The 21,554-nt window shown below is 62.7% G+C and carries 19 protein-coding genes and 1 pseudogene; 10 read left to right on the top strand and 10 right to left on the bottom strand.

What is annotated here, in order from left to right; genetic code table 11:
* Positions 1–50 precede the first annotated feature (50 nt).
* Together G3O00_RS00695 and G3O00_RS00690 are read right to left on the bottom strand one after the other, a co-directional pair.
* Positions 51–1,106, bottom strand: a complete 1,056-nt coding sequence (locus G3O00_RS00695; protein WP_206141687.1) for a zinc-binding dehydrogenase — start codon at positions 1,104–1,106, stop codon at positions 51–53.
* A 114-nt stretch (positions 1,107–1,220) separates the two neighbouring features.
* The gene (locus G3O00_RS00690) at positions 1,221–2,021 is read right to left on the bottom strand and encodes an SDR family oxidoreductase (protein WP_011349963.1); all 801 of its coding nucleotides are present in this window, start codon (positions 2,019–2,021) and stop codon (positions 1,221–1,223) included.
* A 453-nt stretch (positions 2,022–2,474) separates the two neighbouring features.
* On the opposite strand from G3O00_RS00690, the gene G3O00_RS00685 reads away from it, so the two are divergent.
* From G3O00_RS00685 to G3O00_RS00670, 4 genes are all read left to right on the top strand, one after another.
* Positions 2,475–3,728: a CoA transferase gene (locus G3O00_RS00685; RefSeq protein ID WP_241024871.1), complete on the top strand. Its 1,254-nt coding sequence runs from the start codon at positions 2,475–2,477 to the stop codon at positions 3,726–3,728.
* Positions 3,729–3,893: 165 nt separating this feature from the next.
* A complete protein-coding gene (locus G3O00_RS00680) occupies positions 3,894–4,811 on the top strand; it encodes a LysR family transcriptional regulator (protein ID WP_174929265.1) in 918 nt (305 codons plus the stop codon).
* A gap of 394 nt (positions 4,812–5,205) precedes the next feature.
* Positions 5,206–6,519 (top strand): aromatic acid/H+ symport family MFS transporter, encoded by a 1,314-nt coding sequence (locus tag G3O00_RS00675; RefSeq protein ID WP_206141685.1) that lies wholly within the window; start codon positions 5,206–5,208, stop codon positions 6,517–6,519.
* A gap of 302 nt (positions 6,520–6,821) precedes the next feature.
* On the top strand, positions 6,822–7,739 hold the full coding sequence (locus tag G3O00_RS00670; RefSeq protein ID WP_011349958.1) for a LysR family transcriptional regulator: 918 nt from the start codon (positions 6,822–6,824) through the stop codon (positions 7,737–7,739).
* Between the two features lie 55 nt (positions 7,740–7,794).
* Here the strand turns inward: G3O00_RS00670 and G3O00_RS00665 are convergent, their stop codons facing one another.
* The gene (locus G3O00_RS00665; RefSeq protein ID WP_206141684.1) at positions 7,795–8,430 is read right to left on the bottom strand and encodes an SDR family oxidoreductase; all 636 of its coding nucleotides are present in this window, start codon (positions 8,428–8,430) and stop codon (positions 7,795–7,797) included.
* Between the two features lie 88 nt (positions 8,431–8,518).
* On the bottom strand, positions 8,519–9,439 hold the full coding sequence (locus G3O00_RS00660; protein WP_206141683.1) for an alpha/beta hydrolase: 921 nt from the start codon (positions 9,437–9,439) through the stop codon (positions 8,519–8,521).
* Between the two features lie 152 nt (positions 9,440–9,591).
* On the opposite strand from G3O00_RS00660, the gene G3O00_RS00655 reads away from it, so the two are divergent.
* Positions 9,592–10,557, top strand: a complete 966-nt coding sequence (locus G3O00_RS00655; RefSeq protein ID WP_206141682.1) for a LysR family transcriptional regulator — start codon at positions 9,592–9,594, stop codon at positions 10,555–10,557.
* A gap of 33 nt (positions 10,558–10,590) precedes the next feature.
* Here the strand turns inward: G3O00_RS00655 and G3O00_RS00650 are convergent, their stop codons facing one another.
* Positions 10,591–11,325, bottom strand: a complete 735-nt coding sequence (locus G3O00_RS00650) for an ABC transporter substrate-binding protein (protein ID WP_206141681.1) — start codon at positions 11,323–11,325, stop codon at positions 10,591–10,593.
* A gap of 364 nt (positions 11,326–11,689) precedes the next feature.
* Here G3O00_RS00650 and G3O00_RS00645 point away from each other — a divergent pair, with 364 nt between their 5' ends.
* Positions 11,690–13,135, top strand: a complete 1,446-nt coding sequence (locus G3O00_RS00645; RefSeq protein ID WP_206141680.1) for a DEAD/DEAH box helicase — start codon at positions 11,690–11,692, stop codon at positions 13,133–13,135.
* A 190-nt stretch (positions 13,136–13,325) separates the two neighbouring features.
* On the opposite strand, the gene G3O00_RS00640 is transcribed toward G3O00_RS00645, so the two are convergent.
* Complete coding sequence (locus G3O00_RS00640; RefSeq protein ID WP_174929272.1) at positions 13,326–14,225, bottom strand: DapH/DapD/GlmU-related protein; 900 nt, start codon at positions 14,223–14,225, stop codon at positions 13,326–13,328.
* 161 nt (positions 14,226–14,386) lie between these two features.
* Between G3O00_RS00640 and G3O00_RS43215 the strand changes: the two are divergent.
* Positions 14,387–14,610: pseudogene (locus G3O00_RS43215) on the top strand (DEAD/DEAH box helicase); the annotation flags it as partial.
* Positions 14,611–14,705: 95 nt separating this feature from the next.
* On the opposite strand, the gene G3O00_RS00630 reads toward G3O00_RS43215, so the two are convergent.
* Positions 14,706–15,125, bottom strand: a complete 420-nt coding sequence (locus tag G3O00_RS00630) for a hypothetical protein (RefSeq protein WP_174929274.1) — start codon at positions 15,123–15,125, stop codon at positions 14,706–14,708.
* 512 nt (positions 15,126–15,637) lie between these two features.
* On the opposite strand from G3O00_RS00630, the gene G3O00_RS00625 reads away from it, so the two are divergent.
* Positions 15,638–16,111, top strand: coding sequence for a GNAT family N-acetyltransferase (locus G3O00_RS00625; protein ID WP_206141678.1), 474 nt, complete (start codon positions 15,638–15,640; stop codon positions 16,109–16,111).
* 255 nt (positions 16,112–16,366) lie between these two features.
* On the opposite strand, the gene G3O00_RS00620 is transcribed toward G3O00_RS00625, so the two are convergent.
* Positions 16,367–16,618 carry a hypothetical protein gene (locus G3O00_RS00620; protein WP_206141677.1) on the bottom strand — a complete coding sequence of 84 codons (252 nt, stop codon included), beginning with the start codon at positions 16,616–16,618 and terminating at the stop codon, positions 16,367–16,369.
* A 10-nt stretch (positions 16,619–16,628) separates the two neighbouring features.
* Here G3O00_RS00620 and G3O00_RS00615 point away from each other — a divergent pair, with 10 nt between their 5' ends.
* Entirely contained in the window at positions 16,629–17,012 is a 384-nt protein-coding gene (locus G3O00_RS00615; RefSeq protein ID WP_206141676.1) for an ATP-dependent protease, read from the top strand.
* 586 nt (positions 17,013–17,598) lie between these two features.
* Positions 17,599–19,323, top strand: coding sequence for an ABC-F family ATP-binding cassette domain-containing protein (locus G3O00_RS00610; RefSeq protein WP_206141675.1), 1,725 nt, complete (start codon positions 17,599–17,601; stop codon positions 19,321–19,323).
* A 652-nt stretch (positions 19,324–19,975) separates the two neighbouring features.
* Here G3O00_RS00610 and thrS read toward each other — a convergent pair.
* Entirely contained in the window at positions 19,976–21,211 is a 1,236-nt protein-coding gene (gene thrS, locus G3O00_RS00600) for a threonine--tRNA ligase (RefSeq protein ID WP_206141673.1), read from the bottom strand.
* A 134-nt stretch (positions 21,212–21,345) separates the two neighbouring features.
* The coding region (locus tag G3O00_RS00595) for a hypothetical protein (RefSeq protein ID WP_206141672.1) at positions 21,346–21,554 on the bottom strand (209 nt) is incomplete at its 5' end.

Genomic DNA, 21,554 nt, shown 5'->3' with positions numbered 1-21,554 from the left:
CGTCATGGACGGCGCTTTCCAGATTCCGGACGGCATCGTCATGCGTGCCGTCAAAATACGATGACGCCCTTGCCGCTCGTTTGCCGATTGAAGTGAGCGTAGGCGTCACCGGCTTGTTCGAGGCGCCATTCGTCGGTGAACAGCCTGTCGACCTCGACGCCGTGATCGGCGATGAAGTGCGCGCATTCCTTCATGCCCGGCTCGGAGAAGGTGAAGGAGCCGATCAGCGTGCGTTGCTTGCCGATCAGGTCTTTCATTGCGTCGACGGTCACGTTGCCGCCGACGGCGACGAGCACCACACGGCCCCACACCTTCGTGCTGCGAATCGCTTGCGCGCGCGGCAATTCACCGCCGGCGCATTCGACCGCGCACGACACGCCCTGGCCGCCGGTCAACCGATGGATGGCTTCGACCGGGTCGCACTGGCTGGCATCGATGCCGTGCGCGACGCCGAATGCCTTTGCGCGTTCGACGCGATGCGGGTTGATGTCGACGCCGATCACTTCGACACCCATCGCGGCGGCGAGCTGGGCGGTCGACAGGCCGACCGGGCCGAGCCCGTAGACGGCCAGCGTGTCGCGCGCGCTGATATCGAGGCGCAGCAGCGCGCCATACGCGGTGCCGGTGCCGCACGCGATGGCCGCGCCGCCCTTGAACGACACTTCCTGCGGCAGATGAACCAGCGACGAGACCGGCACCTTCATGTAGTTCGCGTGCCCGCCGTGGCTCAGCACGCCATAGATGCGCGCGCCGTGATCGCAGAGCTGGGTCCAGCCGGTGCGGCACGGATCGCAGCAACTGCAACCCGCGTAGTGAAACACCATGACGCGATCGCCGACCCGGAACGATTTCGGATCGACGCCGGGGCCCAGCGCGGCTACGACGCCGCACGGCTCATGGCCGCCGATCACCTGTGCGGACTCCATCCGGTCGCGCAGGCCGAGCATGCCCAGCGATTCCGCCATGCCGTGGCGGTAATAGTGAAGGTCGGTCCCGCACATGCCCGATGCCTTCATCTCGATCACGGCTTCACCGTATCCCGGAACGGGATCGTCGAAATCGAGCACATCGACCTTGCACTGCCCTTGAAAGACCATGCCGCGCATGAAAACTCCTCCGGTTTATTGTTCTTGAGCCGGCGTGTGCGTTTCAGCTCGCGCGCGCAAGGCGGCGCGATGCCGATCCTGTTGCGCTGAGCCGGGGCGCCACGCGCGGCGTGGTCAATGAATGGTCAATCCACCGGTCGGACTGAGCGTGGCGCCGGTCAGGTAGGCCGACTCGTCCGATGCGAGGAACGCGACGACCTGGCCGATGTCGGGCGGGGCCGCCACGCCGAGCGGGCAGCCGTCGACGATCTTCTCGTACTGTTTGCGATGCTGCACCGATACCTTGCTGTCGGCGCCGAACACGGCTTCCCACGACGGGCTGTCGCGCACCACCGTGACGCAGACGCAGTTGACCCGGATCCTGTCTCGCGCCAGTTCCTTCGCGATCACCTTGCTTGCCCGGATCAGGCCGCCGGCAAACGTCGACACGGCGGTCTGCCCGGGCGTCGGCACCCGGCCGCCTTCCGACGTCACGAAGATCACGCTGCCGCCGCCCCGGGGGCGCATGTAGGGCAACGCGGCCTGGACCGGGAAGAGTTTGGCGGCCGTATTTTCCGCCACCACCGCCGCGACACGCGCGAGATCGATGTTGGCGAACGGGCCGCGCACGTCGGGCGAGCGCGCCTCGTCGTCGTTGCCGCCGGCATTGGCGACGACGATGTCGATGCCGCCGTGGCGGCGTGCCGTTTCCGCGGCCAGGGCGTCCATGTCGGCCTTGTTCCGCACGTCGCCCGGCAGGAAATCCGCCTGGCCGCCAGCTTGCCGCAATTCGGCGAGGACGCCCTCGGCCTTGGCCGCGTTGCGCCCGCTGATGACGACCGTGGCGCCCCGCGCGGCGAGTTGCAGTGCAATGCCTTTGCCGATCCCGCCGGTGCCGCCGGTGACGATGGCTACTTTCCCTTCAAGACTGCTCATCGAAAAATGCCTTCTTCAGTTCGTTGAATAAACTTCGGATGCGCGTTGCTGGCCTGACGCGGGACCGTGTCGATCGTGCGGATTGCGCGTACCGGTCCGCCGGCTGTTTGCCTGACCAATAGTACGGACGTGGAATCCTCAATTCGAGTGCCGATTCTCGAATGCCCGGTTGACGTTTTTCGAATCGATGCGTGACGGTCGCGTCGCCCGGCGTTCCGGCTGCGTGCGGGCCGATGTTGACGTTCGCGAGACCGCAATCCCGCTTTCATGAATCGGCAATTGAACGGCGCGGGCCGCGCCCCTAGCATTGGCCGTGTCGGTGTGCCGCGGTGAATGCGTAGCCGTGGCCCGCGTGTGCATCGCGCCGGTGCTGCCTGTGACGGAATCGCCACGACACCCGCGCAACGTCGCATGCGAACCGCGGTATCAGGAGACGATGAAAAAGGAGAGGAGATGGAGGAGGTGATTCATGAGTCGCGCGCCGGAACGACGATCGGCGCGGGACGACCGCTGGCCGGTATTCGCGTGCTGACGGTCGAGAACTTCATCGCGGCGCCGTTTGCTTCGATGTGGCTGGCGGACGCCGGCGCGGAAGTCGTCAAGATCGAAGCGCGCGAGGGCGGCGATTATGCACGGAGCACGGACCCGGTCCGGCCGGGCGCCGATGGCCGGCCCAGCGGGCTCGCCTTTCTGCGGACGAATCGGAACAAGAAGAGCGTCACGCTCGATCTCAAGCACCCGGAGGGGCGCCGCATCTTCACCGAGCTCGCCGCGCAGGCCGACGTGGTGCTCGAGAACTTGCGGCCGAACGTGATGGACCGGCTGGGGCTCGGCTACGCGGCGTTGAGCCGGATCAATCCACGCCTGATCTACGGCGCCATTTCCGGCTTCGGGCACGACGACATCCTGCCGAGCCCGTACGGCGATTTCCCCGCGTTCGATATCGTCGGGCAGGCGATGAGCGGGCTGATGTACCGCCCCGAGCGCGGCGACGATCGTCCGACCTATCTCGGCTTTTCGCTGGCCGATATCGAGTGCGGGATCCTGGCGCTCTACGGGATCGTGCTGGCGCTCCTGCATCGGCACACCACGGGCAAGGGCAAGAAGATCGACATCTCGATGGTCGATGCATCGTTGATCCTCAACGAAATCTCGGTCGCGATGTACTCGGCGACGAAGCGCACGTCGCCGCCCGGCGTGCATGCCGTTACCGCGCCGTTCGGCACCTATCGCGCGAAAGACGGCTATATCGTGATCGCAGTGTTGGGCGAACACATCTGGAAGCGGTTTGCGGACGTGATCGGCCGGCCCGGCCTGAAGGACGATCCGCGATTCGCCGACGGCATGTTGCGCAAGCAGCATGTCGACGCGCTGAACGTCGAGATCGATGCGTGGCTCGGCGACCGGTCGCGCGAAGCGGCGCTGGCGGCGCTGCGCGCGGGTGGCGTGCCGTGCTCGAACGTGAACGACGTGCCGGACCTGTTCGAATGCCCTCACGTTGCCGCCCGGAAGATGCTCATGACGCTCGACGACCCGGCATGGGGTTCCATTCAGGTCGCGGGCAATCCGGTCAAGATGTCGGATGTGCCCGAACCGGACGCGAAGACGCCGCCGGTTCTCGGCGAGCACAACGCGGACGTGCTGCACGACTGGCTGGGCCTGGATGAACACGCGATCACGACATTGCGGAACACGAACGTGATCTGAACCGGCCGATTCGCGATGCGCGATCTCGTTGCGCAAAGCGGGCGACATCGCCGCGGCAGTCACGGCCGGCCTGTCTTCGATCCCGATTGACGCATGCCGACCCCCGGCTTAGTCTCTATCGCGCATGCTTGCGATCCGGCCGGGCACGAAGACAGGAGAGCGGAAATGACGGGGCTCAGTCTCCACAATCTGACGAGGCGCGTCGACCTGTTCACGCTGAGGCTGTTTCTCACGGTCGTCGAAGAGCAGCAGATGCGTCGCGCGGCGGTGCGGGAAAACATCACGCCGTCGGCCGCGACGCGGCGCATCCAGGATCTCGAGGAGATTGCCGGCATCGACCTGTTCGAGCGGTTGCCCGGTGGCATGGTGCCGAGCCCGGCCGGCGAAGTGCTGGCGCGCCACTTGCGCGTGCTGTTCGAGAATCTCGACGTGATGCGCCGCGAGGTCGCCGAATTCACCGAGGGCGTGCGCGGTCATATCCGCATCAGTTCGACGAGCACGATCATCGTCCATTTTCTCGCGCGGGAGATCGCCGAATTCACGCGAGACTTTCCGCTCGTCGAGATCGAGCTGCAAGAGGACACCAATGCGAACGTGATCGGCTCGGTCGTGACCGGCAAGGCCGACGTCGCGATGTTCTACGCGACGGCCGACGTCGACCGCGACGCGCTCGACATCATCGAGTTCCGGACCGATCGACTGGTTGCGGTCGTGCCGCACGGCCACCGCCTCGGGGCGTGCGCGAGCGTCACGACCCAGGATCTCGTCGACGAGAACATCATCGGCCTCGCGCCGACGACCTTGCTGATGACGCAACTGCACGATGCGGCATCCGCACTCGGGCGCGAGCTGCGCGTCAAGTACCGGGTCAGCTCGATCGAGGCGGCGCGCAGCCTGGTCAAGGCCGGCCTCGGCGTGATGATTCACCCCGAAAGCATGTTGCCGGCCGAGGACGTCAACAAGGTGACGCTCGTGGCGCTCGACGAACCGTGGGCGTTGCGCCGGCTGTGCATCGGTACGCGGCGCGGCGATGCGTTGACAGCGGCGACGCGGGCGTTTGTCGCGCAGTTGACCGACCACTAACGACGCTTTCACTCACGCTGCGGCCTCGACATTCGCTCGGGGCGGCCGGCAGCGTCGCTTCGGTTCGCGTCGTCATCTCCGCCTCCTCGGCGGACGATGCGTTTTCGCCTCGGTACGGCCGGTTTATCGAGGTCGTCTCCCCATGACTTTCCGCTCGACGAATTCCACTGAATCCCACGCGTGACGAAGTGCGAATGCACGCTCGACCGCGTGTGTCGAGCCCATTCCGCCCTTCGTAAACACGCGATTCCGATCTCACGAAGCGCGATTCGAATTTGGTCAAACGTCGTTTCGAAATCCGGCACTTGGTCGAGAAATTTCGCGTCCCTATAGTGGGCGAGAACATAAAAAATCCCGCTCGACGACGGGCGATCACGAGTAACCAGGAGACGACGTGAACGATTCATCCATTCCCTCTCGAAGCAGCCTGTTCGTAGTACTACTGTGTTTCATGACGATTGCCGTCGACGGCTACGACCTGATCGTCTACGGCGCGACGGTGTCGGCGCTCCTCGCAGAACCCGGATGGGGTTTGAGTGCCGGCGGTGCCGGCATGATCGGAAGCTGGACGCTGGCCGGTCTGATGCTGGGCCTGTTCGGCGCCGGATCGCTGTCCGACCGGATCGGCCGGCGCAACCTGATCATGGCCGGCGTGCTGTGGTTCTCGATCGGCTCGCTGCTGTGCGCACTGGCCCATTCGCCGACGCAACTGGGCATTGCCCGATTCCTCACGGGCATCGGGCTCGGAAGCGTGGTGCCGTCGTCCGTGGCGCTGACGATCGAGTACGCGCCGCGAAATCGCCGGCAGCTCTACAACGCGCTTGCCCTCACGGGCTATGCGGTGGGCGGCGTGGTCTGTGCGCTGCTGGCCATTGCACTGCTGCAGAGCCATGGCTGGCGAGTGCTCTATGGCGCCGGTGCGCTGTACCTGGTCATCCTGCCTGTCATGTATTTCTTCCTGCCGGAATCGGTCAGTTTTCTCGTCGAACGCAACCGGATCGACGAAGCGCGCGAACTGGCGGCCCGCTATTCGATCGACTTCGATCGCGTGCTGGCCGATCACGCGCACCAGCGGCAGCTTCATGCGGCGTCGGGCCATGCGGGCGGCTTCCGGCTCGCGATGTCGGTCGACTGGCGATCGAAGGTGCTGCTGTTTGCGGTGCTGTTCTTTTGCGGACAGATCGTCGTCTACGGCATGAACGTCTGGCTGCCCACGCTGATGCGCAAGGCCGGCTATCCGCTGGGATCGTCGCTGCACTTTCTGCTGGTCATGCAGTTCGGTGCCGTTGCGGGCAACCTGATCGGCGCATGGCTTGCTGATCGCGTGGGCGCGCGGAAAATTCTCATTTCGCTGTTCCTCGTGTGCGCGCTTTCGCTGCTGGTCATGAGCCAGAAGCCCGGTTATGCGTGGCTGATGCTGGCGGTGTTCGGCGCGGGCCTCGGGTCGATCGGATCGACCACGCTCGGGTACGGCTTCATCGCCGCATATTTCCCGGCGTCGTGTCGCGGCTCGGCCATCGGGACGGCGCAGGGGCTGGGGCGGATCGGCTCGGTGCTGGGGCCGATGATCGGCGGATGGGTCGTCGGGTCGAGCCTCGGGCACCAATGGAATTTCTACGTGTTTGCGATTCCGTCGATCATTGCCGCCGTCGTGGTGACGCAGATTCCCAGGGCGGCTCGCATCGACGCGTCGTATGTGAAGGCGTGACCTGCCGTTGCACGGGCCGGCTCGATGATGCGTCGAGCAGGCTGGCGGAGCGGCCGCTCACCCGTACCGGGCAGTGTTGCGCGTGGCGTGCGGTTGGGTAGATCGTGTGTTCGCAAAACAAGCGGCAGGGCACAGGTGTACGATCGCGGAGGGTAGCGTCGTGCGCCTGTGACACGCAGCATCGCTGTTGCACAGGCACGGACTGGCTCGACGCGTTGCCATGGCGGGAGGAGCGGGAACGAACCCGCGCGCCGTGCGACATGACGCCCGACAACGTCATGAACCAGTGCATGCGAGGAGACATGAGTACATTCAACCGATTGCACCTGATTCGGCAGGTCGATCTGTTTACGCTGAAACTGTTCGTGTCCGCGGTTGAAGAGCAGCAGATCGGCCTGGCCGCGATCCGCGAGAATATCGCGGCGTCGACGGCGACCAAGCGCATCCAGGATCTCGAGGACATCGCCGGCGTCAAGCTGCTCGAACGCGGCCCGAAAGGCGTGTCGCCGAGCCCGGCGGGCGAAGTCCTGCTGCGCTATATCCGCAAGATGTTCGACGACCTCGACGACATGCGATCCGAGATCGCCTCCTTTACCGAGGGCATGCAGGGCGAGCTGACCGTCGCGTCGGCACGCTCGATCATCGTGCCGTTCATCGCGCGTGAAGTCGGCGAGTTCGGCCGCGAGTATCCGCGGGTCGAGCTCGTGATCCAGGAGCTCGAGAACGCCGAGATCGTGCACGCGGTGGCCCGCGGCGAAGCCGATGTGGGCGTATTCGCCGCCGCCCACGAGATCGACCTGGGCGGCGTCGATATCACGCCGTACCGCGAGGACCGGCTGATCGCGGTCGTCCCCAAGGAGCATCACCTGAGCGGACGCGCGAGCGTGACCTTCAAGGATCTTCTGCCGGAAAACGTCATTACCGTCACCGCGATGGTCGGCGTGATACGGGCGGCCGCGCGGCGCCTGGGGGAGGAATTCAAGCCACGCTACGGCGTCCGGAGTGCGGGCGTCGCGGTCAGCCTCGTCGAGGCCGGGCTGGGTGTCACGATTCAGCCGGAATGCCTGGTCAGTCACGAGCTGTTCAGCCGGGTTGCCGTGCTGGAGCTGGCCGAACCCTGGGCGGTGCGACACATTCATATCGCGACGGCGCGCGGTCGCGAACAGAATCCGATCGTGCGCGCGCTGGTCAAGCAACTGCTCGACCGGCCGCGCGACTGATTGGCGAAGCCGGCGGCGGATGCTGGCCGTCGCCTGGCATGTCCACGCTGGAAGATCAGACGAAAGCCGGTCGATCGCCGTCGGTCCCCGGCTTGTTGACGCCGACGTTGGCACGCACCAGCCTTTCCGGATGCGCGACCAGCTCGGTGACCAGCGCGGCGACGCTTTTGCGCGACACCTCGGTGCCCTTGAACGGCTCGTCGCGACGGGTGATCTCGTAGCTGACCTCATCCTTGTCCTGGAGCCACGCGGCGCGGAGGACGGTGTAGTCCGTATCGGATGCCTCGATCAGGTCGGCGGACCGGCGATACGGCGGCAGGTACTGGCCGATTTCACGGCGGTTCCAGTCGCCGAACTTGCCGGGTACCTCGTCGTAGATGCCGAGCGAGTTGACGAAGATCAGCCGCTTGACGTTCGCGGCCTTCATGGCGGCAAGCACATGCTCCGTCTGCACGTCGACGTCACCGGCCAGGTTGGCGTAGACGATGTCCTGCCCGTCCATGATCCGGGGCAGCAGCTTCTTGTCCAGGACATCGCCGATCACCACGCTCGCGTTGGCGGGCTCGTTGCCGGCCAGCTTCGCAGGATCGCGCACGAGCAGGGTTTGTCTGACGTTCTGGTGCTCGCCCAGCATCTGCACGGCCCAGCGGGCAATCTGCCCGCTGGCGCCGAGGATCAATACGTTGGTCATGGTGTTTGTTCCGGATTACGAAAGAACGAGGAACCCGGGACGGGCTCCTCGGCGCAAGAGCGTGCCGGCAGGATCCCGGCAACGGGAATTACAGGTGTTCCTTGTAGAAGGGGATCAGCTTGGCCAGCGCCTTGCCGACCGGCTCCGGCTTGTCGTACAGGTCGTAGTGCGACCAGCCTGCGATCACCACCAGTTCCTTCTGCTTCGATGCTGCGCGGCCGATGATTTCGCACCCGTCGCGATAGGCGCCGAACGCACCGACCTGATCGCCCACCACCACCATCAGCGGCTGGGTGAGCAGCGTTTCACACAGATGGAACGCATCCCAGCCCACGGCGGCGGCCTGGTGCGAGAACAGCGAGCGGTTGACGCCGTTCGGCGCGCGGCCGCGATCCGAGCGGTAGTATTCGGTCGCACCGTACACGTCCACTTCCGTGAGGCCGGCTTCCCGGGCCGCTTCGGGCGACGGCGGCAGCAGGTCGTCCACGCGCAGCGCGGCACCGCGCGCTTCCGCCGTCCGTTGCTTGGCCATTGCCTCGAGGGCGGCGATCGGGTCGTAGTTGCTGAACCCTTCGCGCATCAGGCGGCCGTAGTTGGCGCCCGTCACGGTGGCCACCGCCTTGATGCGGCGTTCGGTCATCGCCGCATTGATCGAATAGCCGCCGCCACCGCAGATGCCGAGCACGCCGATGCGCGCTTCGTCGACGTACGGGAGTGTCACGAGGTAGTCGCAGACAACGCGGAAATCCTCGACCCGCAACGTCGGATCTTCGATGTAGCGCGGCTCGCCGCCGCTGTCGCCCTGGAAGCTGGCGTCGAATGCGATGACCACGAAGCCTTCCTTGGCCAGCGCCTCGCCGTACACGTTCCCGGACGTCTGTTCCTTGCAACTGCCGATCGGATGAGCGCTGATGATGGCGGGATACTGCTTGCCATCATCGAAATTCGACGGGAAGTAGACGTTGGCGGCAATGTCCCAGTACAGATTCTTGATCTTCACACTTTTCATGACAGCTCCATTCAGGGGGAGATTCGAGGTTCGCCGGGCCGGGTGACGCTTGGGCAACCGGGGCAATGACTCGAATATAGAGAGGCGATTGGATTTACGAAAGATCGCAATCTGGACTACAGTGGTATTCCGAAATTGACAATGGCCTTGGCATGGACCCTTCATTGCTTCCGTCTCTCGCGTGGTTTGCCCACGTCGCCCATCATCGGAGCTTCACGAAGGCGGCCGCCGAGATGGGCGTTTCCCGCGCGAACCTGTCCCAGAACGTCAAGGCGCTCGAGCGCCGGCTGAACGTCAAGCTGCTGTACCGGACGACCCGCGACATGTCGCTGACCGAGGAAGGGCAGCGGCTCTACGACGTGTGGTATCCGGCGCTGGTTGCCGTCGAGCGGACCGTCGACGCGTTGCACGAGGCGCGCGACGCGCCGACCGGGTTGATTCGCATGAACACGTCGCGCGTCGCCGCCAAGACGCTGATCGAGCCGCACCTGGAGGAGTTCAGCACCCGCTTTCCGGGGCTCGGCCTCGAACTGGTAATGGACGACGGCTTGGCCAACATCGTGGCCGACGGGTGCGATGTCGGCATCCGGATCGGCGAGAGCCTCGCGCCGCATATGGTGGCCGTGCCGATTACGCCGTCGCTGGAAATGGCGGTCGTCGGCACGCCGGCCTATTTCAAGCGTCACGGCGAGCCCGCGACGCCGGCCGATCTGGTCCGGCACAATTGCCTGCGATTCCGGCAGGTCAGCGGGGCCATTCATCCGTGGGAGTTCGAGTCGCCGGATGCGTCAGGGCACGGCTTCACGGTGGAGCCGCTGGGCAGCATCACCACCAACGACGACGACGGGATGATCCGCGCGGCGTTGCAGGGCGTCGGGCTGATCCAGCACATCGACATTGCCGTGCAGCCGCATCTGGATTCCGGCGCACTGGTGCGGGTGTTGCAACCGTGGTGCAAACCGTTCGCCGGCTTCTACGTGTATGCGCCGACCCGTGCGCAGATGCCGATGAAGATCAGGGCGCTGATCGATTTTCTGGTGGAAAAGCGGGAAGCGATCGTGGCGTCCCGCGCCCGAGGCGGCCGCACGAATGCGGCCGGCGGGAAAGCGGGGCGCTAGCAGTCCTGGATCGCTGCGTTACGCCCCGTGCCATCACGCTTGCGGCGCGACGGATGCGCCGGTGATGCCATGCCGCCGCAGCGAATCCGCGACGAAGCCCGATGCCTTCATTTCCTCGACAAACGCATTCAGCGCCGCCGCGGCCGCTTCGCCGCGGCTCTTCGGCACACCCATTGCCTGCCGGATCACCATGAACCGATCGTCGAGCAGGCGCAGGCCGGGCGTTTTCGCCGCGTCGCTCTCGAGTTGCTGCTTCACGCCCGCCGCGACTTCCAGTTGCTGTTCGATGAAGGTCTGCACGACGGCTTGCGATGTCGGCGCACGCACGATCTGCGCGGCTTTCAGTTCGCGCGTCAGGAACAGGTCGTAGGCGCTGCCTTTGCCGACGGTCACGCGGTTGCCCGGCTGGTCGACGTCCGCGTTGGTGCGGATCGGCGACGCGTCGCGCACCAGATAGAACCCCTCGATCAGCACGTACGGCGCCGTGAACGCGACCGTTTCGCCGCGCAGCGGATCGACCGCGAAGAAGCCGAAATCGGCGAGCTCGTCGGTCAGTGCCTGCACCGATTTGCCGGCGGCGTCGAACACCACGAGCTCCAGCTCGGCCGACAGGCGTTCGGCGAACGCGCGCGCGAGGTCGATCGACACGCCGAACGGTTCGCCGGTTGCCGGGTCGCGGTTCGCGAGGATCGGGTTGCCGAGGTTGATCGACGCGCGCAGCTTGCCGGTCGGCGTGAACGCGGAGAGGACGGAAGGGGCGAGGGGCATGGCAGGCTCGTGGCGGTCGTAGGGTTCGGGGCGCGTCGATGCGCGGCTGATCGTCGGCATCGAGCTTATCACCTGGCTTTCGTCATAGCGCAGCGTCGAGCCGCGCAAGCCGGCCTTCGTTGCCAACTGGGATGTGGGTTTCCGTCATCTTGTGGCCCGAGCCGCTATAGACGGGAAAAAAGGGGGCTGAGCTGCTGCGAGAGGCAATTTGATGCGGGAAAAAGGGGGGATTGGCTAGCTTTGCGCCAGTGGCTGTGCGGGCTGGCCGTGTCGTCGCTCACCGTCGGCACCTTCCTGCCAGGACCAGTGGGCCTTGAATCGCCCGGCAACCGCTAGAATTGCGGTTTTAGTCCGGAATACGTCCATGTCTTTTGCCTCGCTTGGCCTGATCGATCCCTTGCTGCGTAACCTGCAGGACCTCAATTACCAGGCCCCTACGCCGGTGCAGGCCAAGGCGATTCCTGCCGTGCTCGGTGGCAAGGACGTGATGGCGGGCGCCCAGACCGGCACGGGCAAGACGGCGGGTTTTGCGCTGCCGCTGTTGCAGCGGCTGGTGCAACATGGCCCCGCGGTGTCCAGCAACCGCGCACGTGTTCTGGTGCTGGTGCCCACGCGTGAACTGGCGGAACAGGTGCTGCAAAGCTTCATCGCGTACGGCAAGGGCCTCGATTTGCGATTTCTGGCCGCTTACGGGGGCGTGAGTATCAATCCTCAGATGATGAAGTTGCGCAAGGGCGTGGATGTGCTCGTGGCCACGCCGGGCCGTTTGCTGGATCTCAACCGCCAGAATGCGGTGCAGTTCGATCAGGTGCAGACGCTGGTGCTGGACGAGGCCGACCGCATGCTGGATCTCGGTTTCGCGCGCGAGCTCAACGCCGTCTTTGCCGCGCTGCCCGCGCAGCGCCAGACCTTGCTGTTCTCTGCCACGTTTTCAGACGATATCCGCACGATGGCGGCGACCATTCTGCGCGGCCCGGTCAACATCAGCGTCAGCCCGCCCAATGCCACGGCCAGCAAGATCAAGCAGTGGGTGGTGACGGTGGACAAGCGGAACAAGCCCGACCTTTTCATGCACCTCGTGGCCGAGAACAAGTGGGAGCATGCGCTGGTATTCGTCAAGACGCGCAACGGCGTGGATTACCTGGCGGCCATGCTGGACGAAGCCGGCTATGCAGTCGACACCATTCATGGCGACAAGCCGCAACCGGCGCGCCTGCGTGCGCTGGAGCGCTTCAAGACGGGCGAAGTACAGATGCTGGTGGCCACCGATGTGGCGGCGCGCGGGCTGGATATCGACGACTTGCCGCTGGTGATCAACGTGGACCTGCCGATCGTGGCGCAAGACTATGTGCACCGTATTGGCCGTACCGGCCGCGCGGGCGCCAGCGGTGTGGCGGTGTCCCTGGTGTGTGCGGACGAAGCGCCGCAACTGGCCGCGATCGAAGCGCTGATCAAGCAAACGCTGCGCCGTGAAGAAGAGCCGGGTTTCGAGGCCGAACACCGCGTGCCGGAAACCAGCGCGACGGGCGAGATCATCAAGAAACCCAAAAAGCCCAAGAAGCCGAAAGTGCCGCACGCTGTGGCGGGTGCCATGCCTGTGCCGGGCAAAAAGCCGCGTCCGCAGAATGGCGAAAACAAGCGGAAGCCTGCGGCGGCGCACGCGAAACCGGCTGGTAACGGACCGGACTACACCATTGGCAGTCCGTTCAGCGTGCAGAAGCCGCGTGGTAAATCTGCCGCCAAGCCGGCGGCGGGAGCGCGCAAGCCGGCTGGCAAACCTGCTGGTGGGCGAGGGAAACGTCCGTCCTGATTCGTGGGGATGAGGCACGCCAGCCATTCAACATGGCTGGCGGCTCGGTGGCCGCTGACATCTTCGAGTGGGTTGCATCGACCGAGCGAATTCGCGGTCACGAGCGGACGTTCGAGCACCCTGGCGTAATGCGGTCACCCCCGTACTCGGGCGGGATGCCTGCGGCGCATAAAAGCGGCTGAGGTGACACTCAATCGTTGTTGTGCAGGCTCGTATTCAGTCCACCCCATCGCGAGGAATCTGTCGGCAGTGCCTCGACTGCGCCGGTCTGACTGTTTCGACGAAACAGCCAGCCGGATTGACCGGACAACTGTCTTGCGGGCACGACGCTGCCATCGGGCATCTTCACCTTCGTACCCGCGGTGACGTAAAGGCCGGCTTCGACAATGCACTCGTCTCCAAGTGAAATGCCGATGCCTGCGTTCGCTCCGAGCAGGCTGCGCTCGCCTATGGCGTTCTTGCTCTTGCCCCCGCCCGACAGCGTGCCCATGATTGACGAGCCGGCGCCAACGTCCGAATTCTTGCCGACCGTAACGCCCGGGGTCACGCGCCCCTCGACCATCGATTCGCCCAGTGTGCCTGCATTGAAGTTGACGAAACCCTCGTGCATGACGGTTGTGCCACTTGCCAGATGGGCGCCGAGCCTCACGCGATCTGCATCGGCGACGCGCACGCCCTCGGGAACGACGTAGTCTGTCATCCGCGGGAATTTATCTACGGAGGACACGGTTAGATGATGGTGCTCGGATGCCAGTCGATCCCTGAGATCATCGACATTTCCGGGAAATACCGGGCCTGCAGATGTCCAGGCAACATTGGGCAACAGGCCGAAAATGCCGTCGAGATTGATTTCGTTAGGCTTTACCGATCTCTCGGACAGCAGGTGCAACCGCAGATAAGCTTCCTCGGTCGAGGCTGGAGGGGTTTCCAGTGCTTCAATCACCACTTCGACGAAATCACCCGAAATGATGCCGACCTTCTCGGCAAGGCAACCGCGTCGTTTTCCGGCACCAGATGCTGGAAACCAGACATCGATCGTCTTGCCTGAAGCCGCATCGCGATACCTGTGGCCAGTTCGATGGATAGCCATGGAGGGTTCCTCGTTGGAAGTGAGATGAAGGATCTGGAAAAAACGGTTGAGCAGGCGGTGGCTCGACACAAGGAACTCGCGGCATCGTAGCGGCCGTTTGTCGACGAGAGGTCCTGTCGCGATATTTCTTTGTAGCAGATCACCCGAGAAATATCGAAGCGCTCGGCTTTGCGCGCTAACTCAAGCCGTATTTGCCGCGTTGCCCGCGCAGCGCCAGACCTTGCTGTTCTCGGCCACGTTTACCGACGATATCCGCGCGATGGAGGCGACCATTCTGCGCGACCCGTTCAACATCAGCGTCAGCCCGCCCAATGCCACGGCCAGCAAGATCAAGCAGTGGGTGGTGACGGTGGACAAGCGGAGCAAGTCCGATCTTTTCATGCACCCAAAGTGCTGCAAGCCATGGCGGGTGCCATGCCGGTGCCGGGAAAAAGCCGCCTCCGTAGCCTTGCGGAATCCCGTCCTGTTATTGATGCGGCCTTACTGCCATTCACCAGGATGGCAGATCACCCAACCCGGAAGGTAGCTATCCATGTCCGTATGACCCCAGCACCAGTTGTGCTGGTGAATGGTCTTCATCAACTGTTCGCGTTGTGCGCAGGCGCTTCCTGGAGCATATTGCCCGTCAGGCAATAATTTCGGTGCCGGGCCGTTCCGGCATTTGTCATTGGCCACTTCTTCCTGATGCATGAGTGCCTGGACGGCAGACGGAATGGTGCGGGCCAACGTGGCCTTGTATTCGATGCAGGCTGGCGCCTCGGGATCGTTGGACTTGCGGGCGCATTTGGACTGAAGCTTGTCGATGTTTCTCGATACTTCTGGTGGATACGTCTCGGCGTGTGCTGTAGCAAGACATCCAGCCAGCAACAGGTAGGCGGCAAGTGATCTGATCAAAATCATTTCGCGTATGACACGATGCGTCCGGTAGCTCAGGAATCGGCGAATTATGGCATGTGCGCGTTTTCAACGACTCGACGTCCTGGGCGCGCACCGAACGGTATGAGCGCAATCACACCGCTGAGACCTGCGACTGAATTGCCACACTATGTGCTCTGGCAGATAGACTTTTCGGTTGAGCCTCTCACGCCGATTACCTGAATCGGTAACGATATCCCAATCGTTCTTGACAGCCACGTTACCGAACGGCAATCTTTCGGTCATGAACTACGACGCGCGAAAATTTATGATGTGCGCCATGACCGCCGGTGGCGAGTCGTGGGAATCGTGACGTTCATACATCGTACGTAGATTTCCTCAGCGGCCCCGCCACTCATGACGGGGCCGTGTCGTTTCAATCGCTCCGTTTGCATTGGCACAAATCGGAGTGATTGCATGCACGAAAAATCATGTGTTGTTAATCTTTTGCGCCTGGTCGACGCCTTGATCTGGCAGGTCACGCCCGGGAGCGCGGCATGCTGACAATACGAAAAGCGAATGGCGGCGATGTACTCGATACGTGGGAAATCCGCAAAGCTTCGGTACGGGTTGCGTGTGCTGAATATTACCCAGAAGCGTCGTTGTCAGCCTGGGTGGCTGGATCGCCGACCGACAAGTGGGCCCGCATCGTCGAGCGCGACTTATACGTAGCCGTCGATGACGGGTTGGTCGTGGGCACCGGCATGCTTACCGTCGCAAACTGGCAAGTGGATGCGATCTTCGTCCGGCCGTCTCACATGGGGCGCGGTGTTGGACGCAGCATGCTGGCGTCACTCGAAGCATTGGCTCGCGATCATGGGCTTGCCTCGATGCGTCTCGATGCCACGCTGAACGCGGCGCCGTTTTATCGCTCTTGTGGCTGGTCGGGGACATCGATTTCGACGTACCGAACGTCGAGCGGACTGGAATTGGCGTGCGTGCCGATGACCAAGTGCGTTGGCCCTGCATAGCTTGTATCCAGGGCCGACTGTAGTCATCTGCAGTCGGCAAAACACCAGGCCGATAGGCCGTAGTCGGGAATGCCGGCAGTCCGTTCAGGATCGTTGTGAGCCGGTGACGGACCACCACGGAGGTATCCGACGGCGTTCGGTTCGGCCATCATGCGCCATTCACGGCCGGCGCCAGCGGTGGCGCTCAAGTGCCGGCGTGACGCTTGCGGCGATACGCTCGAAGCTTGTTCTGCGATCAGCCGCGCTTGGGTGTTTTCATTGCAGTGCTTGCAGTGCTTGCAGTGCTTGCAGTGCTTGCAGTGCTTGCAGTGCTTGCAGTGCTTGCAGTGCTTGCAGTGCCAGGTTGCGCAGGCGTCCGCGATGAGTTGCGCACCGGAAGGCGTGAATCTCGCGATCGTGATGCCTTTTGCTCCGATCAATCATCGGCGCCAGGCGGCGCGTTGTGCCGGCCGGATTCGCGGCACCTGCCCGGGTGCGGCCCGTGCGATGATGTGCCATGACTGACATGAGAGATGGAATGATGACTACCTTCGACGAGGCGACAACGGCGGCGATCGCCGCGTTTGCCCAACTGGATATCTACACGGCTTTGCAGGCGATGCGCGCCGAGGCCGATTACGACCGCGAACGAGACCAGTGGATCTCGCACTATATCGACGAGCACGGCGGCGGCGCGGACGATGCCGAATACGACGCCTTGCACGCGGAGGCCCAGGCAACCCCGGAATACGCGCAGTTCATCGACGCGACTCGCCAAGAAATCCTGGAATACTTCGACGTGACTGACGATCAACTGGACTGGATGGTCGTGCTGCGCGAAGACGACAGCGACGAGCTTTGGGCGGAAGTCAACCGGCAGCGGATTGCGCTGGGAACCGGGGAAGTGCGCGGCGATCTCTGATCATCGCTCGCCATTGGGGGCTCAGTTTGTGCCGGGTACGGGGCTGGCGTCAGGTCAATCGCGTGGTGCGCCGGCCCCCCAGCTGCTGCAGCCGATTCGGTAAGGGAGGGCAAGCTTTCGGATCTCCGGAACGTGTGACCGTTGTGCTCTGACACTTGCCATCGAGGTGCAACCGTTCGGCCGCATCGGATAGCAGCCGGTCAGTAGCAGTCACTCAAAACACGTTCTTCAAAACAGACATTAGCCGCTCAATAGCGAGTTGCTGCAAAGCATTCAGTGATCTTTCCTGGAAGAAACTGCGAGCCGTCACTCCCGCGGCTTGTATAACTGGCGTAAGCCGAGATAAACTCCGCCGCTACATCCAACTCTTTTTTTAAAAGGAGGTAAATATGGTTTTGCTTATGCGCCCACTGATGTTGGCACATTGGTTCAGCACATTCGCCTGCTCTCGTCTGAGTTCCATCGCGCTGCGATAACCCGGTCAGAGCAAAGCCTTCTCCTTCCGAGTCCTTTCTCGACTCCAAAGTTGTCGCCAGCGCTCCTGTTGACAGGGACAAACACGTCCCGAAAAAACGAGAGCATGAGCATGACAACCCTGATTTCCGCGCTTTCCTTGAATCTGGAAACCGGCCATGGCCCGCTATTCCAGGACCTTTCCTTTACCGTAAAACTTGGCGACCGCATCGGCCTGATCGGCCACAACGGCTGCGGCAAGAGCAGTCTGCTTGATGTATTGGCGGGCAGCCGCGAGCCCAGTGTCGGTAGCGTGCAATATGCGGCAATGTGCCGGCTGCAACACGTCGAGCAGCATCTCCCGCCAAGACTTGCCGACCTGACGACGCGAGAGGCGTTGCTGGAGAGCGTCGGCGAGCAACGGACCGAGCATTGGCGGGTAGACAGTCTCCTGGACGATCTGGAACTGGCCACTGCGGCGGACACGCCCGTTTCCGACCTGAGCGGCGGACAGCACACGCGTTTGCTGCTGGGACGTGCGGTACTGACGCAGCCGAATCTGCTGTTGCTTGATGAACCAAGCAACCATCTGGATCTCCCCTCGTTGTTGTGGCTGGAAAATTTCCTGCGCCGCTGGCAGGGCGGCTTCATCCTCGTGTCGCACGACGCGCGACTTCTGGACAGCCTCAGCGACAAAAGCTGGATTCTGCGCGATCAGCGCTTGTACAGTTTCGACATGCCGTGCAGCCGGGCCCTGGTCGCGTTGGCCGAGGCCGACGCAACGGCACAAGCGCGTCGTGCAGGTGAGCAAAGCGAGATAGACCGGCTAGCCGCCAGCAGCAAACGTCTGGCCATCTGGGGGCGCGAGCACGACAATGAGAAACTGTCGCGCCAAGCCAAGTCCATGCAAAGGCGTGTCGAAAAACTCAAGGAAGACCAGACCTTTGTCAGTCGTGGCAGCCCGTGGCGCTTGAAGCTACAAGGAAGACCATTGGCGGCGGATCGTCTGATGGCCTTCGAAGGGCTGCATGTACGCGCCCAGGCAGAAGAGCCGATCCTGTTTGAGGTTCACGATTTGTGGTTGCGGCCAGGTGACAAGGTCGCCCTTCTGGGCAGCAACGGCACGGGCAAATCCTCGTTGTTGCGCCAGTGCTGGAGTGATCTGCAGCAGGGAGAAGCGCGCATGGGTTGGCGTTATCATCCGGCGGCGCGCATCGCCTATTACGATCAGTCGTTGCATCAACTGGCCGACGACGCCACTTTGTCTGACGCGCTGTATAAATTTGCGCCGGTCGGCGACAAAGAGCGGCGGCAGGCGTTGATTTCTGCGGGGTTTGCGTATGTACGCCATGGTCAGACCGTGGCTACGCTGAGCGGCGGCGAGCGGGCCCGTCTGCTCTTTCTCGCGCTGTCCATGGCGAGCTACCACCTGTTGTGGCTTGACGAGCCGACCAATCACCTGGATATGGAAGGCAAGAGTGAACTTGCCGCCGCGCTGGCGGCGTTCGATGGCGGTTTCATTCTGGTTTCGCACGACCGCGAATTGATCGAGCACAGTTGCAATCGCTTCTGGGCAATCCATGACGGGCGCTTGCAGGAATTTCCGGATGCTGAAAGTGCGTATCGAAATTTGTTCACCTCTCGTGCGCCCGTTGCACCCGAGCAGATTCCGGCCACACGGAACCACACCGGCGTTCAATTCACCAGCAGCGACGCTGAGGCACAGTGGCAACGGTTGTGTCAGTTGGAGACATTGCTGACGGCAGAGCTCGCACGCAAACCGAAACATCAAAAGCCGCAACTGCAGGAACAGTGGCGGGAAGAAATGCGGCGACTGGAACAGGCGCTTGGGCTTTAAGGCGTATGTGACGGGTGTGGTTCGCAGCAGCGCGGCGACGTCTGACTGGCTATAGGCATGGACTGGTGCGGTGCCTCTTGGTGCCGCCTGCCGCCAGTATCCTGCGATTCCACACCCGCTTTACGTTCTGAGCGAACGCCTGGAACGTTTGTGGAGACGTGGTGGTGTGGCCGCGGTTCCCACGGCAAACATCGAAAGTCGTCGGCCCCATGAACGCGTGCAGGTCAGGCAGCAGGGCATGACCAAAGTTTGCGACCGTCGCATCGATTTCTGTCTCGAGCCTCTGGTGAAACGGCCGATGAATGCAGCCGATCCTGACGGCTGCCCCCGCTGCAGTGGGCTCGAGCATATACACCGGTTCCCCGTCGTACGTGCTTGGCGTGACTGGCGATTCTGTCCATTTCCCAGGGGGCAATATCGGGAGGAACGTAGGTGCTGCTGTGCGGGATCGTCGCTAAAACGGGAATCGTATTCTCCCGGGCAGTGTGAACCTCGAAGGCAGACACGTATCCAGACGGCATACTGCGATCCTCTATCGTGAATTCATGAAGACATCGCCCCGTTTCGGTCACGCTACTTCAACATCAGGATCGTCAATCGACGAGCGATTCCGAAAGGGGGCGAGCGTCGATCGCGACGTGGCTTTGCGCAATTATGGCGACGGTGCCTTGGCCTCGCACGATAAAACCGTGATTGCCTCATCAAGCGGCAACGTCACCTGATCGCCATTGCGATTTCGGATACTGACCGTTCCATTCCGTTCGTCGCGTGCCCCTACGGCAATCAAGAACGGAATCTGCAATTTCCGGGCATCAATGATTTTTCGCTCCAGTCGCTCGGCGCGGCAATCGGCAACGACGCGTAGCCCCGCGTCATCAAGCATCTGTACCACCCGCATTGCGTACGGTGCGTGTGCATCACTGATACTCGCCACGACAATCTGTTCGGGCGCGAGCCATACAGGCAACCACCCCTCGTAGTGCTCCAGCAGGATTGCGATGAAACGCTCCATGCTGCCAAGTACGGCGTGATGCAGCATGACAGGCGTCTCTTGTACGCTTTCCGCGTTGATGAAATGCGCGCTCAGCCGTCCGGGGAGCACGAAGTCCAGTTGAATCGTCCCGCATTGCCATTCACGGCCACGACTGTCGGCCAGCTTGAATTCGAGCTTGGGTCCATAAAAGGCACCTTCGCCCTCGGACAGTTCGAATTCCAGGCCGGCTGCCCGGGCAGCGGCCGCAAGCGATGCTTCGGCTTGATCCCAGACGGCTTCCTCGCCCGCCCTTTGCATCGGCCGCGTTGCCAGCGCGACCGTGACGGACGAAAACCCGAGGTCTGCATAGACAGCCCTCAGCAAGTTGCAAAAGCGCGCTACTTCATTTTCGATTTGCGATTTCGTGCAGAACACATGCGCATCGTCCTGCACGAACGCACGTGTGCGCTTGAGTCCTTCCAGCGATCCGGATGGTTCGTCGCGGTGACACGCACCGAACTCGCTATAGCGAATCGGCAACTCACGATATGAACGAAGCCCCTGATTGAAAACCTGCACATGACAGGGACAACTCATCGGTTTCAGACAAAGCGCCAGCGCATCGTCGTGATCGATATCTGCTGATGGCTCGATCGGCGATCGATCGGGGAGCGCATACATTTGCGAGCCGAACTTGTCCCAATGCCCACTGCGTTCCCACAGCGAGCGCGCCAGTAGTTGCGGCGTGCGGATCTCGCGAAAACCCGCGCGACGCATTCGCATTCGCACGTAATCCTCCAGCACGCGGTACAGCGCCCAGCCGCGTGGATGCCAGAAAACCATACCTGGACCTTCCTGTTGCTGATGGAACAGGCCGAGTTTGTTTCCGAGAATGCGATGATCGATGTCGTTCACGATGACTCCGTTTAGATGCGTGCTGGTAACACACGGAGCGCCGTAAACGCCAAGGGCCCCGTCCGTTGCCGGCGGGGCCCTTGGTGGTATGCAACTGCCGAAACTACTGCGCGCACCCTCCAGACGACCCGCCGTTACCGGTGGTCGTCGTTGTGGTGATGCTCGAGAGGGAAATCGGTTTGCGTTGCATGGAGCCACGATAAATCAAGAGAACGGGTTGCGTCAATTGTGTCGACGTCGCTCGCCCAGCGCTTCATCTCGACGATGGCATCATCAAATGCATGCGAGTGGTCGTCGCAGTTGGCCGTGCCGGCGATTGAGCTGCTTCTTGATGTGAGGGAAT

Source organism: Burkholderia sp. Ac-20384, from assembly GCF_017104605.1.
Taxonomy (GTDB): domain Bacteria; phylum Pseudomonadota; class Gammaproteobacteria; order Burkholderiales; family Burkholderiaceae; genus Burkholderia; species Burkholderia lata.
This window is presented reverse-complemented; position numbering and strand designations above follow the sequence as displayed.